Source organism: Nocardia sp. NPDC006044 (assembly GCF_042871115.1).
Lineage (GTDB): Bacteria > Actinomycetota > Actinomycetes > Mycobacteriales > Mycobacteriaceae > Nocardia.
The window spans coordinates 534,521-550,654 of the sequence record NZ_JBIAID010000003.1 but is presented as its reverse complement, the minus strand read 5'-3'; the positions used below and the strand labels follow the sequence as shown (position 1 = coordinate 550,654).

The following is a 16,134-nucleotide window of genomic DNA, read 5'->3' as shown; positions in this document are numbered from 1 at the left end:
GTCAGATACGCGCGCCCTTCGCGCGGTTGCAGGCGCGGCAGAGGATCTGCAGGTTCGTCGCGCTGGTGGCGCCGCCGCGGCTGAGCGGGATGATGTGGTCGAACTCCAGGTAGTGGCTGTCGCCGCATTCGACGCATTTGCCGCCGTCGCGTTGCCACACCTCGGCCTTCACCTCCTGCGGGATGCTGCGCGTGTCCAGCTGGCCCGGGGTCAGGATCAGGCGCTTGGCCACCCGGAGCGCGCCTTCCAGCGCGGCGGCGACGTAATCCGGGTCGCTGACGGTGAAGCTGGCGCCGCCGCGCGCCGAGGTGGCCGCGAGCACCACCGTGTTCTGCTCGGTGTGCACGGAAACGACACGGGACCAAGGCAATTCGGTGCCCGTGCCATCGCCGACGAAGCGCAGCTTCTTGTTGCTGACGATGAGCCTGCCCTCGGTGAGCCGCGGCCCGCGGGCCAGTTGCCGGACGTGCACCGCGGGCAGATCGAGGTGCACCTTCTCCTCGGGGTCCAGATGCAGGCCCGGTGTCCGCACCACCGGCAGGTCACCGGCCCGCAGCCGGGACAGGGTGCGGCCGCGATGCAGTCGCCGGCGCAGGTCCTCGATCAGCGGACCGGCCAGCGCCAGCTCGGTGACGGCGTGCTCGAAGGCGGCCAGCTCGTCCTGCTCGACCTCGCCGTCGGCGAAGGTGAAGGCGACCAGCCGCTCCACGTAGCTGAGCGCCCCATCGCGCAGCGCCTCCCGGCCCATCTGCTCGTCGATGCGCTGATACCGCAGCGACGCCCACAGCGCGGCCCATTCGGGTCCGCGCGGGCCGTGCGCGGTGAGCACCCGCCAGGCCTGGGTGTGCCAGTGGGTGAGGAACTCTTCGATCTCCGATTCGCACGACTCGCACCGGGCCAGGCCGCCGAACAGCTTGCGGCGCCGGAGGTTTCCGCATCGATCGCAGTGCCGGTCGCGCGGCTGGGGCCGGTGGTGGGTGGCACCGGTCCACTCGGTGCCGTCCCACCAGCGCAGGCGGGCCGGGTTCTCCGGATCCGAATGCCAGTCGGCCAGCTCGGGATTCGGCGGCGGGGCCGGCGGCGGCACCGGGTCGGCCGGGCGGCGGCCGAGAGTGATCGGGCGCCGGTGGTCGAGCAGGTCTGTGTGCCGCGACCGCGGATTCGTCGCGGCGCTCTGGTCGATCGAGCTGTCGTCGGCGGGAATCCGCTCCAGCGTCGGGGGTTGCGGAGGATGCCCGCCGAACGGGTTCGGCGGGTGCTGTGCGCGCGGCTGTTCGTCGACGCTGACCCCGAATTCGGTGACCAGTCCGGGCAATCCGGTGGACCAGCCCTGCGCGATGGCCCGGAATCGCCACTGTCCGTCGCGCCGGTAGAACTCGCCGAACATCAGCGCGGTGACCGGATCGGCGTCCTCGATGGCGAACCCGGCCATCGGCCCGTGCGCGTCGTGGATGGTGAGCGACAGGCCGGCGATGTCGCCGAAGGTCCCCTCGTCGACCGAGCCGGTGATCACGATCCGGTGCACGTCCGCCTCGGTGCGCGGCAATGAAACGCTGAGCCGGGCCGTGCGCGGCGCGGGCTCCTGATCGAGGGTCACCGCCTGGGAAACGTGGCGCGGGGCGTTGTAGAAGACCAGATCGCGATCCGTGCGGACCGTCCCCGTCTCGCCCAGCAAGAGGGCGTGCGCATCCACCGTGTGGTCCGACCGCCACGAAACAACCACGGCAAGAAGGGATGTCGGTACCGCTGCGTTGGCGCCTTTGCTGAGTTTCATCGTGACCGAACTATGCCACGACCCACCGACACGCCGAACCCGCCGACCCCCGCACTCGGCGGGCCGCACCGTATTCGGGCGGAGTTCGCCCGCGTCAGCGAGCGACGCGGTCCGTTGCCGCGCGCAACGTGGCGGCGGCCTTGAGCACCATCTCGTGGTACTCGTCCTCGGCGTCGGAGTCGAGCACGATCGCCCCGCCCGCGCCGATCCGCCAGCGCCCGGCGTAGCGCACCGCCGTGCGGATGACGATGTTGAGGTCGGCGGTGCCGCCGAGCCCGAGGAAGCCGATGGTGCCCGAGTAGATGCCGCGTGCCTCGGTCTCCAGCTCGTCGATGATCTCCATGGTGCGCAGCTTCGGCGCGCCGGTCATCGAGCCGCCGGGGAAACACGCACGCAGGCAGTCGATCACGCCGACGCCGGGGCGCAGCGTGCCGCGCACGGTGGACACCAGCTGATGCATGGTCATGTACGACTCGATGGCCATCAGCTTCGGCACGTGCACGCTGCCGATCTCGCAGACCCGGCCGAGATCGTTGCGCAGCAGGTCGACGATCATCAGGTTCTCGGCCCTGGTCTTCGGGCTGTCGGCCAGCTCGCGGGCCAGCCGTTCGTCCTCGGCGGGTGTGCCGCCGCGCGCGGCGGTGCCCTTGATCGGCTTGCTCTCCACCGTGCGGCTCCGGTCGACCTTCAGGAAGCGTTCCGGTGAGGAACAAGCGATTTCGAGGTCGTCGAAGCGCAGGAAAGCCGCGTACGGTGCCGGATTGCAGCGCCGGAGCGTGCGGTAGAAGTCGAGGCCGCCGTCCTCGACGGCGGGCACGGTCACGCTGTCGGTCAGGCAGATTTCATAGGACTCACCGGCCAGCAACCGTTCCCGGCAGACCGCGATGTCGGCGAGATAGCGTTCCCGCCCGCGGGTCAGCAGTGGTTCGACCGCCTCGCCGTCCGACGGCACCTCCAGGGTGGGCGGATTGGCCCAGGTGGGAAGGGTTTCCAGGGTTTCACCGGTGTCGCGCAACCAGTCCGCGCCCGCGCGCAGCGAGTCCGCCGTCGAATCCGTCAGGGACAGTAGGTGCGTGCGGCCGCCGACATGATCGACCACCACGATCCGGTCGGCGAAGATCCACTGCGCGTCCGGGGTCGGCGCTCGGTGAGTGGTCCGGCCGCCGCAATCGGCCTTCACCTCATACCCCAGGTAGCCGACGTACCCGCCGGCGAAATCGAAAGGCAGATCGGGCAGTTCGAGGTGGCGCAGCCGTAACTCGGTGGCCAGATAGTCCAGCACCCCACCGGCGACGACGCGCCGATTCCCGTCGGACGATTCGACGGTCACCGCACCGGTGCCGACCCGGTAGCGCACCACCTCGGCCAGCGGCCCGCTCGCGTCACCCAGGAACGAGAATCGATCCAGCCCCGGCTCGACGTGCTCGCTGTCGAGCCAGAAAGCCGTGGGCGAGTTGCCATACAGCCGCACGAACGCGCTCTCGGTATCGATCGCCCGGTCGATCACCGCGTGCTGGAGCTGCCAATGCCGCGGCGCACCGCCGTAGCGATCCAGGATGTCGGGTCGTGCCGCGCCGGTCAGCAGGTCGCCGCCCAGCGCGCCGAACTGCTCGACCAGCGCGGGGAACTGCTCGTGAGTCGACGTCGAGGTGGTGGATCGGGTTGTCTCGGAAGGTGATTGCGCGAGGGTGACCGGCCGCAGCCGCATCGTTACCGGATCTGCTCGCCGCGCGGCGGTCTCGCGGCCGGTCGCCCGGGCCCGGTGTGCGGCAGAAAGTTTCGCGAAGTTGCGCAGCAGCGCGGCGCCGAACTCGCTGGCGATCGACTCGGGATGGAACTGCACGCCCCACTGCGGCCGGGTGCGATGCCGCACCCCCATGATCACCCCGTCGGCGGCCGTCGCGGTGACCTCCAGGCTGTCCGGCAACGGCTGCTCGGCGGCCAGCGAGTGGTAGCGCACGGCGGTGAATCCCTGGGGCAGGCCCGCGAACAGGTCCCGATCGTCGTGCTCGATCCGGTCCAGGTAGCCGTGCCGCGCGGCCGGCGCGACGGCGACGGTCCCGCCGGCCGCGACCACGATGCCCTGGTGCCCGAGGCACACGCCGAGCAGCGGCAGATCCGTCTCGCGGATCACCGCGGCCGAGATGCCGACGTCGCGGGCGATGTCCGGCCGACCGGGTCCGGGGGAGATGACGATGTTGTCGAAGCGGGCCAATTCCAGCTCGCCGGCCTCGTCGTTGCGCACGACAGTCGGCTCGATGCCGTTCACCTCGCTGATCAGCTGATACAGGTTATAGGTGAACGAGTCGTAATTGTCGATCAACAACGTGCGCATGGTGCCCGAAACCCTACGCCGCCCAGGTTGGGCCAAACTGTTGTCCAGTGCCCTCAGTTTGGTTCGACCGGTGGTGCACAATGTGGGACATGTCTGTTGCGCAACCAGTCGGCGTCGATCCGGCACTCGTCGATTTCGCCCTCGTCGGCAAGTGGATGGATGAGCAGGGCTTGCCCGCAGGGGAATTCGAGGATGTGACCGCCCTCGGCGGCGGAACGCAGAACGTCATGCTGCGCTTCGGTCGCGGCGGCGCGGACTATGTGTTGCGCCGTGGCCCGAAGCATCTGCGGGCAAAGAGCAACGACGTGATCCGGCGCGAGGCCCGCCTACTCGCCGCGATCAACGGCACCGACGTGCGCGCGCCGCGGGTGATCGCGGCCTGCCCCGACGACTCGGTGATCGGCGCCGTCTTCTATCTGATGGAGCCGATCGACGGCTTCAATCCGGCCAACGAACTGCCGGAGCTGCACGCCGGCGATCCGGCCGTGCGCAAGGCGATGGGCCTGTCCGCGGTCGAGGCGATCGCCCGGCTCGGCGCGCTCGACTATCAGGCCCTCGGGCTGACCGACTACGGCAAGCCGGACGGCTTCCTGGAGCGGCAGGTTCCGCGCTGGCTCGGCGAGCTCGAGTCGTACTCGGCCAACGAGGGCTACCCCGGCCCGCAGATCCCCGGCGTCGAGCGGACCGGTGAATGGCTGGATCGCAACCGGCCCGCGCAGTGGACGCCCGGCATCCTGCACGGCGACTGCCACCTCGCGAACATGATGTTCGCCTACGACGGCCCGCAGGTCGCGGCGATGGTCGACTGGGAGATGTCCACCATCGGCGATCCGCTGCTCGATCTCGGCTGGCAGATCGCGACCCGGCCGGAGCCCGGCACCACCGGCGCCGCGCTGGTCGGCAAGCTGGGCGCCGCGGGCGGGCTGCCGACGCCGGAGGAGATGGTGGCGCACTACGGGCAGTTCTCCGACCGCGACCTCGGTGCCGTCCCCTGGTACACCGTGCTGGCCTGTTTCAAGCTCGGCATCGTCCTGGAGGGCACGCACGCCCGCGCCTTCGCCGGCAAGGCGCCCAAGCAGGTCGGCGACTTCCTGCACGCGATCACGCTGGAGCTGTTCGAACGCGCGCACCGGCTGATGGAGTGATTGTCGGGATGTTGCCGACAGTTGGCTGAATATCTGTGGTTGTCGATATTCGGCCAGGTTAGGTTGGCCGCATGCCGATCGTTCCTGATGTGAAGAACTGGACCTGGGTGCTCGAACGTGCCTGTGCCGATTGCGGTTTCGACCCCGCCGCGACCGGCTACGCGGATGTGCCCGCGCTGACCAGGGACACCGCGACGCGGTTCGCCGACGTGCTGGCCCGCCCCGACGCCAGGGTTCGCCCGGACGACGCGACCTGGTCGCCGCTGGAGTACGGCGCGCACGTCCGGGACGTGTGCCGTCTCTTCGATCACCGCCTCGCACAGATCCTGCGCGGTACGCCGGACGGCACGGTTCCGCGCTTCGCGAACTGGGATCAGGACGAGACGGCCGTGGCCGACCGCTACGGCCAGCAGGACCCGGCGCGGGTCGCCACCGAACTCGCCGGCGCGGCCGAGACGATCGCGCGCGCGTTCGAGTCCGTTCCGCTGGAGCGGCGCGGCCTGCGCGGGGAGCGCAGCGACGGCGCGGACTTCACCGTCGACTCGTTCGCGCTCTACTTCATCCACGATCTGGTTCACCACGTGCACGATGTGCGCGGCTGACATCGGCCACCGGACTAGAACGTGTTCCGAACCCTCGAGTGCCGATACCGCTCTATTTCCAACTCGGTACTAGAACGCGTTCCACTTTTCGCTTAGTGTGGGTGCAGTCACATATAAGCACGTGCATGCGAGAGGGTCGACAGGAATGAAGACGAAGGGCGCGATCCTGTGGGGGATCGACCAGCCATGGTCGGTAGAAGAGATCGAGGTCGGCGATCCGGTCTCCGGCGAGGTGCAGATCCGGCTGGAGACCGCCGGCATGTGCCATTCGGATCATCACATCGTCACCGGAGCGACGCCGATGCCCGCGTATCCGGTGATGGGCGGGCACGAGGGCGCGGGCGTGATCACCAAGCTCGGGCCGAACTGCCCCGCCGATCTCGCGGTCGGCGATCACGTGATCCTGTCGTTCATTCCCGCCTGCGGTCGCTGTCCGTCGTGCGTGAGCGGCAACATGGCGCTGTGTGATCTCGGTGCGGGCCTGCTGATGGGTCAGGCGATCAGCGACGGCACCTACCGCATCCAGGCGCGCGGCGAGAACGTCATTCCGATGTGCCTGCTCGGCACCTTCGCGCCCTACATGACGGTGCACCACACATCGGTCGTGAAGATCGACCCGACCATCCCGTTCGAGGTGGCCTGCCTGGTCGGTTGCGGCGTGCCCACCGGCTTCGGCTCCGCCACCCACGTCGCGCAGGTCGCGCCGGGCGAGACCGTGGTGATCGCGGGCATCGGCGGCGTCGGCATGAGCGCGTTGCAGGGCGCGGTGCTCTCCGGCGCGTCGAAAGTCGTTGCCATCGACCCGAATCCGTGGAAGCGCGAGCAGGCGCAGAAGTTCGGCGCCACGCACACCTACGAGAGCATGGCTGCCGCGATCATGCCGCTGATGGACGCCACCGAGGGGCGGATGGCGGAGAAGGTCATCCTCACCATGGGCGAAATGCACGGCGACTACATCGAAGAGGGCCTCATCCTCACGTCCAAGGCGGGCACCTTGGTGGTCACGTCGATGGGCCGGATGGAGCACGGCGATGTCAAGATGAACAGCTTCCTGCTGTCCATGTTGCAGAAGACCGTGAAGGGCTGCATCTTCGGCGGTGGCAACGCCCGCCAGGACGCGCCGAACCTGCTCCGCCTGTACAAGGCCGGTCAGCTCAACCTCGACGACATGGTGACCCGCACCTACGCGCTCGAGGAAATCAACCAGGGCTACCAGGACATGCTGGACGGCAAGAACATTCGCGGCATCATCAAGTACACCGAGGCCGATTGGTAGTCGAGCGTGTTCGTGACCTGGCCCGGCCAGGTCACGAATCCAGCTCGGCCAGAATGTCTTTGGGGTGGGTGGGCGGCAGGCCCTCGACGCGGACGTCGATGAAGCGCACGGTGCGGTTCCGGTCGAGAATGAGCGTGCTGGGATGGGGGAGCTCCCACTCGCCGTCCGCATTGCGGTTACCGACCGCGTAACCGGCCCGCTCGATCGCGTCCATGGTGTTCGGGTCCGCGAAGTGGGCGAGGCCGAGCGTGCGGGCGATCACGTTGCCCGCGTCGGTCAGCAGCGGGAAGGTCAGGTTGTTCAATACCCTGGTGTACTGCGATCCGTCGGGGAGCTGGGGACTGATCGCCACTAGGCGCACGCCGCGCCGGGACAGTTCGGGCAGCAGTTCCCGCTCGTATCGGCGCAGGGCCTCGGTGCAGCGCTGCGACCAGGCGCCGCGGTAGAAAATCAGCACGGCGCGGCCGTCGGCGACGACGTCATCGAGCGTGACCCGCCGGCCTTCGTCGTCCACCGTGGCGAACGCGGGCACGGTGTAGCCGAGCGGAACCGATCATGATGCCGCCTGCCGCGACGGCTGCGTAGACCCTTCTCCTGTGGGCCGTCAGGAGCGGGCGGCGAGGGTGGTCGCGATCTGCGCGATGAGCTCGTAGGGGATCGGCTTGGTCAGCGGGAACTTCAACGTGCCCTTACCTGCTCGATAGGGTTCGACGGCGCGATTGAAGGCCTTGTCGCCGTCCGGGATCGGATAAACGCTGATGTGCTTCTTCCAGCCGGCGAAGTGGACGGTGTTGTGGCCGTTCACCTTGAACGTCGGAATGTCGTAGCTGATCGCCTCGGTCGCCTCCGGCAGCGCGCGCTGAATGGTGTGCCGGATTTCCTCGAGGATGCCGCGCACGTCTTCGGGAAACGCGGCGATGTAGGTGTCGACGGTGGTGGGCTGCTCTGCCACGAGGTCCCTCGATTCCGTGCTGGGGTGGGGAGGCGAATCGCTGAAGCGGGTGGAGCATCGTCAGTGTAAGCAGGACTGCCGTTCGGTTACAGCCTCTTCTGATACCAGCACTCGGCGTACATCTGGTCGTTGTGTGGTGGCGACTCCGCGTATCCGAGCCGGGCATACAGGGCCCGGGCTTCGACCAGGTCGAGGCGGGTGTCGAGGATGATTCGCGCGGCGCCGAGGGCGCGGGCGTGCTGTTCGGCGGCGGCGCTGAGCAGTTGGGCCCCGCCCTTTCCGCGCATTGCTGGGAGGATGAACATCCGGTTCAACTCCGCGGTCTGCTCATCGAGCAGGTGAATTCCGGCGGTCCCGGCAGGCTCGCCCGCATCGAGCGACCAGTAATACGCCACCGGGCGGCGTGAATTCGGCCCCGGTCGTCGCGGCGATACCGCGTTCGAGTTCGGCCGGGTCGGTCGAGCGGCCTTCGTGCAGCTGATACCAGCGGTCGCTGACCTCGGTGTAGTAGGCGCGCCACAGCACGGCGGCGGCGGGGGAGTCGAACGCTTCCGGGGCGATGGTCCAGGTACCCATGTGGTCATTGTTGCCGCCGACCCGTTGCTCAGGTTTCGGCAGGTTCGGCGAAATGCGCTCGGGCAGTGCGGTTTCGGTGCGCCGCTCGATAGTCAGCCCACGCTGCGCAGCAGGGCTTCGCGGAGGTTGCGGCTGCGGACGTCGTCCAAGACGGCGAGACCGAGCCGGTTCATCGTGTAACCGAAACCGAGACCTGTTGTCGGATCGGCGAATCCGAAGGAGCCGCCGAGACCGGTGGTGCCGTAGGCGCGCTTGTCCGAGCCGAAGCGGAACTCGCCGCCGGACTTGCGGAAGCCCAGGTGGTAGCGAGTCTTGATGTGCAGCACCAGATCTCCGGCGGGAACATCGTCGGCGGTGTCCGCGGCGGCCAGCCGGTCGAGCAGCGCGTCGTCGATCGGGAGTTCGCCCGTGCGCCCCGCGGCGGCACCGTAGACGCGGGCCAGCGATCGCGCGTTGCCGACACCGTTGGAGCCCGGTAATTCCACCTCGAGGAATTCACGGCGGGTCGCCCGCGCCGGACTGCCGGTGCGCGGATTGCTCAGGGCGGCATAGGCGAACCCGCGCTTGGCGGCGAGCTCGGCGCCGATGCGCAGCGGGAAGTCACGCTCGTACCGCAGCGCGTCCAGCCCGCGGGTGGCGGCCATGGTGGCGATGCGTTCCAGCCCCTGCTCGGGCGGCAGGCCGATGAAGAAATCCAGGCCGAGCGGTGTCGCGATGTCCTCGGCGAAAATTCGCCCCAGCGTGCGGTGCTCCGGATCGACCCGGCGCAGCAATTCGCCCTGATAGAGGCCGAGGGTGATCGCGTGATAACCGTGCCGGGTGCCCGGCCGCCACGCCGGCTTCTGGCCGGCCAGGATCGGCGCGAGCCCGTCCAGGTCCGCGATCTGACTCAGCCGCACCACCGAATCGAGGCCGGACAGCCCGGCCTGATGGTCGATCAGCTGCCGCACGGTCACCGCACCCTTGCCGTGCGCGGCGAACTCCGGCCAGTACTTCGCCACCGGCTCCGCGTAATCGAGCAGCCCCTTCGACACCGCCGACGCGACGGTGAACGCCGCCAGCCCCTTGGTCGAGGAGAACACCGGGACGATCGTGTCCCGCTCCCATGGCAGCGTCTTGCGCCGGTCGCGGTGACCAGCCCACAGATCCACCACCGGCCGATCGCCCGCGTACACCGCGACCGCGGCGCCGATCTCGCCGTGCTGGGCGAAATTGCGCCGGAAGGCATCGGCGACGGGCCCGAAGCCGGACTCGACCTCGCCGTGGATCGTTAGCTTTTCACTCATGGTCATTCGATGGTAACGGCGTTCTTCTCGTACGCTCGCTGAGTGGGTGCACTCGAGCAGATCAGGGAATGGCCGGTTCGGCACGCGGCGGCCGCGGTCGTCGTGCGGGACGGGGAGACGGTGACCGAGGGCGACCTCGACCGGGTGTTCCCGCTGGCGTCGGTGACCAAGCCGCTGGTGGCCTACGCGGTGCTCGTCGCGGTGGAGGAGGGGGCGGTCGAACTCGACCAGCCCGCAGGCCCGCCCGGCTCGACCGTGCGGCACCTGCTCGCGCACACCTCCGGACTCGCCTTCGACACCACCGAGATCCAGGCCGCGCCCGGCACTCGCCGCATCTACTCCAGCGCCGGATTCGAGGTGCTGGCGCGTTTTGTCACCGAGCAGACCGGGATCGCGTTCGACGAATATCTGCACGACGCGGTGTTCGAGCCACTCGGCATGAAAGGTTCGGTTCTGGCCGGGCCCGCGGGTCACGCCGGCCGGTCCACCGCCGCCGATCTGACACGTTTCGCGGCGGAATTGCTGGACCCGCGGTTGATCTCCGCGCAGACCCACGCCGAGGCGACCTCCGTCCAATTCCTCGGGCTCAATGGGGTGCTGCCCGGTTACGGGTCGCAGCGCCCCAATGACTGGGGTCTGGGTTTCGAGATTCGGAACGGGAAGACTCCGCATTGGACGGGGAGCGCCAATTCGGGGGAAACGTATGGTCATTTCGGGCAATCGGGCACTTTTCTGTGGGTCGACCCCGCGTCGGCGTTGGCGTGTCTCGTATTGACCGATCAGAATTTCGGCGACTGGGCGAGAGCGGCCTGGCCGCCCCTCAGTGATGCCGTTATTGCGGAGGCGACACTCCCACGCAACACGGCGGTGAAGTAACACACGTAACATCGGGCACTCCAGTACACTCAGGCAACACCAGCAGACGGGCTCGTTGGGGAAGACGTCCCCTGTCGACGCTGGAGGTGTTAGTAGTGCGCGGATCGAGTCAGTTCGCGGACGTGACGGCGGGTGTGGTGTACATCCACTCGTCGCCCGCTGCGGTGTGCCCGCACGTCGAATGGGCGCTCGCCTCCGCTCTCGGCTCGACCGCCAAGCTGCGCTGGACCGCGCAACCCGCCGACGGCCAACTGCGCGCAACCAGCGAATGGCTGGGCCCGGTCGGCACCGCCGCCCGCATCGCTCAATCCCTGCGCTCCTGGCCGGTGCTGCGGTTCGAGGTGACCGAGGATCCCAGCGAGGGAGTCGACGGCGAACGGTACTGTTTCGTGCCCGGACTCGGCCTCTGGCACGGTTCCACCAGTGCCAACGGTGACGTCACCCTCGGTGAAATGCGGCTGCGGGCAATGTTGCAGGCCGCGGGGGAACTCGGGAAATACAACACCTACGACCTGGCCGCCGAGATCGATCGCGCGCTCGGGACACCGTGGGACGAAGATCTGGAGATCTACCGTTACGGGACCGAATCCGGGGCCGAGGTGACCTGGTTGCGGCGGGACGTGGGTTAGTCCCGCAACACCCGGTTTCGGCGATGTCTGTTGCACTACAATCCCTTTCGGCCTAGCAGACGCAGGCCGGCAGGGGGTGCACGTGGCTGACGAGGTCCCGTCCGGAATCGCGCTCGGTGTTATCGGGGATGTGCTGTGTTCGGTCGCGCGGACGAGCCGCCCGTGGGACCTGGAGATCGACACGATCGTGGTGTCGCTGGGTAGCAGTCTCGGAAATCTGGGGCGGGCGCTGGAAGGCCGGTTTCCCGACGCGGCTTGGGGTTCTATTCGGTTCGGTGAAATCCGCGCCGACGCGCCGACGGTGCTGGAGTTTGTCCGGGGAATTGTCGAGTTCCAGCACGCATCTGCGGCGCGCGATCCTGGCCACACCGCGGGACCAGGTCGGTGACCTCGGCGAAATTACCGACGGTTCTTTGCGACTCGTCGCCAGGAGCGCCGTCGCCGCCGCCGCGGCGAGCGGATCGAGAGCGCTCGGATTCCCATTGCTGGGCACCGGTGCGATGGCCGAGCCCGCGGGCGATATCGCGGCCGTCCTCGTGCCCGCCGTCCTCGACGCGGTGCAGGCGCTGCCGAGTGGGCGGCCGGATTTTCTCGTCTTCGTATGCCGGACAAGCGAAGACGAGGAGCTGATCAACCGGGAGTTCACCCGCTATCTGGAGCAGAGCGGATCGGAGCTGGCCGGTGGGACCGCCCGCGATCTCGTCGACGCCAACGAAGGACTCCCGCTCTCCAGCGACCAACTGGGCTTCGCCCCTTACGTCAGCATGCTGGCGACCGTAATCGCCGACAAGACAACCCCGTTGCCGCTGTCCATCGGCATCTTCGGCGAATGGGGCTCGGGCAAGAGCACTTTCATGGCCATGCTGCGTGACAGAGTCGCTCTGCTGGCCGGATCGGACGGGACCCGGTACTGCGGCCAGGTCGCGCAAATCGGTTTCAACGCATGGCATTACGCGGATACCAACCTGTGGGCGAGTCTCGGCGACGAGATCTTCCGGCAGCTCGCCGGCCCCGCGTTCGACCCGAAGGAGCACGCGAAGCAGATCCGCTCCGAACTGGCCGAGCGGCTCGATCAGCGAGATCAACTGGAATTCGTCACCGAGCAGGCAGGCGTGACTGCGGCTCGGCTACAGGCCACCGTGGATCGGGCGATTGCCGAGCGCAGAACCACGGCAGGCGATTTCATGACGGCGCTGCGGGCCTCGCCGGTGTTCGGCAGCCGGGTCGATCGGCTGTGGAGCCAACTGGGCGTCGACGATCAGGTCGAGCAAACCCAGCTGTTCACCGCGCAATTGCACGGCACGCTGACCGAGGTGGACGGGCTGCGGCGCGGGTCGTATGAACGCTGGGGCCGGCGCTCGCTGGCGGTCGCGGGGGTGCTGCTGCTGGTCGGCGCCGTGGTGGCGTTGGTGGCCCCGGTGGTCCGGGAGTGGGCGGCCCCGGCCCTCGCCTCGGTGGCGGTATTCGGCAGCATGGGGATCGGGCTACTGGCCCGCACCCGTGCGGGATTGCGGAATCTGCGCGAGGTCACCGAAGACGTGCAGTCCCAGCTGAGCCGGGCGACCCGGGACTCGGCCGTCGCGGAACTGGCCGACAAGCTCGCCGAACTGCGCACGGCCGAGGCCGAGCAGCGCGTCGCCCAGGCGCAACTGGACGACGTCGTCGCGCATGTCGGCGAGCTCGGCAGGCAGCTGGCGCAACTGGCGCCGGGCAGGCGGCTGTACTCGTTCCTCGCCGATCGTGCGCGAGGTGACTCCTACTCCGGAAATCTGGGCCTGGTTTCGACAATCCGAAAGGACCTCGCGCAACTCGTTCAGTTGATGGAGGAATGGCGCGCGAATCCGGAGGAATGGGCTGGTACCCAACGCCCTGCGGACCGAATCGTTTTGTACATAGACGATCTCGATCGCTGCCGTCCCGACCAGGTTGTCGCCGTCTTGCAGGCGGTCCATCTCTTACTGGCATTCAAGTTGTTCGTAGTCGTCGTCGGGGTCGACCCGCGGTGGTTGCTGCGTTCGCTGCGCAGTCAGTACGCGGACCTGCTGGACGACGGAATCGCCGGGGATATGGCCGATGACTGGCATACGCCCGAGGATTACCTGGAGAAGATCCTCAATATCCCGCTCGCGCTGCCCGCCATGTCGGAAGGAAGTCTCGGCAGACTGCTCAGATCGATCGATCAGGATCAAGCCGTTTCTCGCGCATCGGCCGAACAAGTAGCGACCCAGGCGAATACCCGTCGCCAACTCCTGCCCAATTCCACGAATCGTGTGTACAACGAGGGCGGGTTCACCATCATCGAGCCCGGCTCCGAGGTCGACACCCAGCGCCGCGCCACCCCGGTCCCGCCGAGACCGCTCACCGAACCCGAACTGGCCCTGCTGACTTCGCTGGACCTCCTGATCGAAACTCCACGCGAAGCCAAACGCCTCTTCAACCTCTACCGGATGGTGCGCGCCACCCGCGACCTCTCCGACGCCTCCCGCTTCCTCGGCACCGACGGCCACCCCGGCGAATACCAGGCCGTGATCCTGCTGCTCGGCCTGCTCACCGCCCACGCCCGCCTACTCGGCGGCGTCCTCGACACCCCACCGGACCCCGCCGCCGGCGTGGAAGGCGGAATCGCCCACCGCCCACCCCACACCCCCTGGCCCCGGTTCGTCCAGGACCTGGCACCCCACCGCACGGACGCAACCTGGTCCAACCGAGTAGTCGGCCAGTTCCCCAATCCCCAACTCCCACACTGGACCCGACTCCACCGAGGGCTGACCAAACTCTCCGAAACCATCGACCTCCAAGACCTCTCCCCCCTCCAAACCTGGCTCCCCCGAATCCGCCGCTTCTCCTACGTCCTCATGACCACCGAAACCCCGCCCGAAGCCCCCCGAACACCGGGAAATCCTTTGAGCTGACCACAGCGTCGAACGATCGTCATGCGGGTCAGCGGAGGTCGGTGGAGAGGGCTCGGCTTACTTCGGTGAGGAGGGGGACGGCTCGGTCCACCAGTTGTTCGGACATGCGGCCTACGGGGCCGGAGATGGAGATCGCCAGGTGGGCGGGGGCTTGGGGGACGGCGACGGCTACGCAGCGGACGCCTAGTTCTTGTTCGCCGTCGTCTATGGCGTAGCCGTTGCGGGCCGCGGTGTCGAGTTGGCGGGCGAATTCTTCGGGGTCGGTGATGGTGTGTTCGGTATAGCGGGGCATTCCGTTGCGCTGCAATAGGTCTCGGGTGCGTTCGAGGGGCAGGCCGGCGAGCAGCGCTTTGCCCACGGCGGTGCAGTGGGGGAGGACGCGGCGGCCGACTTCGGTGAACATGCGCATCGAATGGCGGGACGGGACCTGCGCGACGTAGACGATCTGGTCGCCGTCGAGCATGGCCATGTTGGCGGATTCGCCGAGCTCGTCGACGAGCCGCGCGAGGTGCGGGCGGGCGCGCAACCCCAGCATGCGCGCGGAGCTTTCGCCGAGCTTGATCAGCTTCGGGCCGAGGACGTATTGGCGCGACGGCTCCTGCCGGAGGTAGCCGAGGTCGACGAGCGTGCGCACCAGGCGGTGGATGGTGGGCAGCGGCAGGCCGGAGGCGGTGGCGAGCTGCGAAAGTCCCATCATGCCGCCCTCGTCGGCCATCGTCTCGAGCAGCCGGAACGCTCGCTCGATCGACTGGACGCCGCCGGTGCGGCCCTGCGTTTCGTTCGCTGCGGTCACTGCCTGCCTCCATGTTTCCGGATGGTGGAAGCCTACCGGCGGTGATCGACCGGAACGGTCCTTGACCAGGTCAGGGGCGGCTCCTAAGCTATTCCGTATATCAGAATACTTTTTCCGCATTGTGGAATTTGACCGGGAGGATTCATGAGTCATTCGCTCCGATACGAGGTCAACTGCTCGATCCTGTTCACCGAGCTGCCCCTGCTCGAACGCCCGGCGGCGGTGCGGCAGGCCGGATTCGACGCGGTCGAGTTCTGGTGGCCGTTCGATCGCGCGGTGCCAGGCGACAAGGAGATCGACGCCTTCGTCGCCGCTGTCGAAGAGGCCGGAGTGTCGTTGGTGGGCTTGAACTTCGCCGCCGGCGACATGCCGGGCGGCGACCGCGGGCTGCTGTCCTGGCCCGCCCGCTCCGCGGAGTTCCGCGACAATATCGACGTCACCATCGGCATCGGTGAGCGTCTCGGTTGCCGGGCGTTCAACGCGCTCTACGGCAATCGGACCGGCGAGCACACCGCCGCCGAGCAGGACGAGCTGGCGACCGAAAACCTCGCTCGCGCAGCCGAAGCCGCCGCTCGCATCGACGGCACCGTGCTGATCGAGCCGGTGAGCGGCGCGGACCGCTACCCGTTGCGGACCGCCGCCGACGCGCTCGCGGTCATCGATCGCGTGCAAACATCCACCGGCGCAGCGAATGTCGGGCTGCTCGCGGACCTGTACCACCTCGCGGTCAACGGTGACGACGTCGACAAGGTCATCGCCGAGCACACCGCCCGCATCGCCCACGTGCAGATCGCCGACAGTCCCGGCCGGAATCAGCCCGGTACCGGCGAACTCCCGCTGCACCGCCAGCTCGCCGAACTCGAGACCCGCGGCTACCGCGGCTGGGTCGGACTCGAATACAAACCGTCCGCGGCCTCCACGGACAGTTTCGACTGGCTGCCGCGCGAGCGCCGTGCGAGCGCGTAAACCCTTGCCGAC

General features: G+C 68.1%; 15 protein-coding genes. 7 read left to right on the top strand and 8 right to left on the bottom strand.

Going from position 1 to position 16,134, the window contains the following annotated elements; all coding sequences use genetic code 11:
- Position 1: 1 nt before the first annotated feature.
- Positions 2 to 1,774: a TerD family protein gene (locus ACFYO1_RS27000; RefSeq protein ID WP_387236557.1), complete on the bottom strand. Its 1,773-nt coding sequence runs from the start codon at positions 1,772 to 1,774 to the stop codon at positions 2 to 4.
- 94 nt (positions 1,775 to 1,868) lie between these two features.
- The gene (gene pabB, locus ACFYO1_RS26995; RefSeq protein ID WP_387236555.1) at positions 1,869 to 4,109 is read right to left on the bottom strand and encodes an aminodeoxychorismate synthase component I; all 2,241 of its coding nucleotides are present in this window, start codon (positions 4,107 to 4,109) and stop codon (positions 1,869 to 1,871) included.
- Positions 4,110 to 4,198: 89 nt separating this feature from the next.
- Here pabB and ACFYO1_RS26990 point away from each other — a divergent pair, with 89 nt between their 5' ends.
- The 3 genes from ACFYO1_RS26990 to ACFYO1_RS26980 all read left to right on the top strand — a co-directional run bounded on the left by ACFYO1_RS26990 (position 4,199) and on the right by ACFYO1_RS26980 (position 7,132).
- Positions 4,199 to 5,254 (top strand): phosphotransferase family protein, encoded by a 1,056-nt coding sequence (locus ACFYO1_RS26990; RefSeq protein ID WP_387236552.1) that lies wholly within the window; start codon positions 4,199 to 4,201, stop codon positions 5,252 to 5,254.
- Positions 5,255 to 5,325: 71 nt separating this feature from the next.
- Positions 5,326 to 5,856 carry a DinB family protein gene (locus tag ACFYO1_RS26985; RefSeq protein ID WP_387236550.1) on the top strand — a complete coding sequence of 177 codons (531 nt, stop codon included), beginning with the start codon at positions 5,326 to 5,328 and terminating at the stop codon, positions 5,854 to 5,856.
- A gap of 145 nt (positions 5,857 to 6,001) precedes the next feature.
- Positions 6,002 to 7,132 carry an NDMA-dependent alcohol dehydrogenase gene (locus ACFYO1_RS26980; RefSeq protein WP_387236548.1) on the top strand — a complete coding sequence of 377 codons (1,131 nt, stop codon included), beginning with the start codon at positions 6,002 to 6,004 and terminating at the stop codon, positions 7,130 to 7,132.
- A gap of 31 nt (positions 7,133 to 7,163) precedes the next feature.
- Here ACFYO1_RS26980 and ACFYO1_RS26975 read toward each other — a convergent pair whose 3' ends face one another.
- The 5 genes from ACFYO1_RS26975 to ACFYO1_RS26955 all read right to left on the bottom strand — a co-directional run bounded on the left by ACFYO1_RS26975 (position 7,164) and on the right by ACFYO1_RS26955 (position 9,946).
- Complete coding sequence (locus ACFYO1_RS26975; protein ID WP_387236546.1) at positions 7,164 to 7,664, bottom strand: peroxiredoxin-like family protein; 501 nt, start codon at positions 7,662 to 7,664, stop codon at positions 7,164 to 7,166.
- Positions 7,665 to 7,736: 72 nt separating this feature from the next.
- Positions 7,737 to 8,084 carry an iron chaperone gene (locus tag ACFYO1_RS26970; RefSeq protein WP_375909464.1) on the bottom strand — a complete coding sequence of 116 codons (348 nt, stop codon included), beginning with the start codon at positions 8,082 to 8,084 and terminating at the stop codon, positions 7,737 to 7,739.
- An 86-nt stretch (positions 8,085 to 8,170) separates the two neighbouring features.
- Entirely contained in the window at positions 8,171 to 8,479 is a 309-nt protein-coding gene (locus ACFYO1_RS26965) for a GNAT family N-acetyltransferase (protein WP_387236543.1), read from the bottom strand.
- On the bottom strand, positions 8,412 to 8,660 hold the full coding sequence (locus tag ACFYO1_RS26960; protein WP_387236541.1) for a hypothetical protein: 249 nt from the start codon (positions 8,658 to 8,660) through the stop codon (positions 8,412 to 8,414). The genes ACFYO1_RS26965 and ACFYO1_RS26960 overlap by 68 nt, the downstream gene beginning before the upstream one ends.
- Positions 8,661 to 8,752: 92 nt before the next feature.
- Positions 8,753 to 9,946: a serine hydrolase domain-containing protein gene (locus ACFYO1_RS26955; RefSeq protein WP_387236539.1), complete on the bottom strand. Its 1,194-nt coding sequence runs from the start codon at positions 9,944 to 9,946 to the stop codon at positions 8,753 to 8,755.
- Between the two features lie 42 nt (positions 9,947 to 9,988).
- Between ACFYO1_RS26955 and ACFYO1_RS26950 the strand changes: the two genes are divergently transcribed.
- From ACFYO1_RS26950 to ACFYO1_RS26940, 3 genes are all read left to right on the top strand, one after another.
- Entirely contained in the window at positions 9,989 to 10,822 is an 834-nt protein-coding gene (locus ACFYO1_RS26950) for a serine hydrolase domain-containing protein (RefSeq protein ID WP_387236537.1), read from the top strand.
- A gap of 95 nt (positions 10,823 to 10,917) precedes the next feature.
- Positions 10,918 to 11,451: a DUF3145 domain-containing protein gene (locus ACFYO1_RS26945; RefSeq protein ID WP_387236535.1), complete on the top strand. Its 534-nt coding sequence runs from the start codon at positions 10,918 to 10,920 to the stop codon at positions 11,449 to 11,451.
- A 311-nt stretch (positions 11,452 to 11,762) separates the two neighbouring features.
- A complete protein-coding gene (locus ACFYO1_RS26940; RefSeq protein ID WP_387236533.1) occupies positions 11,763 to 14,363 on the top strand; it encodes a P-loop NTPase fold protein in 2,601 nt (866 codons plus the stop codon).
- A gap of 28 nt (positions 14,364 to 14,391) precedes the next feature.
- On the opposite strand, the gene ACFYO1_RS26935 is transcribed toward ACFYO1_RS26940, so the two are convergent.
- On the bottom strand, positions 14,392 to 15,156 hold the full coding sequence (locus tag ACFYO1_RS26935; protein WP_387236531.1) for an IclR family transcriptional regulator: 765 nt from the start codon (positions 15,154 to 15,156) through the stop codon (positions 14,392 to 14,394).
- A 144-nt stretch (positions 15,157 to 15,300) separates the two neighbouring features.
- Between ACFYO1_RS26935 and ACFYO1_RS26930 the strand changes: the two genes are divergently transcribed.
- The gene (locus ACFYO1_RS26930) at positions 15,301 to 16,122 is read left to right on the top strand and encodes a hydroxypyruvate isomerase family protein (protein WP_387236529.1); all 822 of its coding nucleotides are present in this window, start codon (positions 15,301 to 15,303) and stop codon (positions 16,120 to 16,122) included.
- The last annotated feature ends 12 nt before the right edge of the window (positions 16,123 to 16,134 follow it).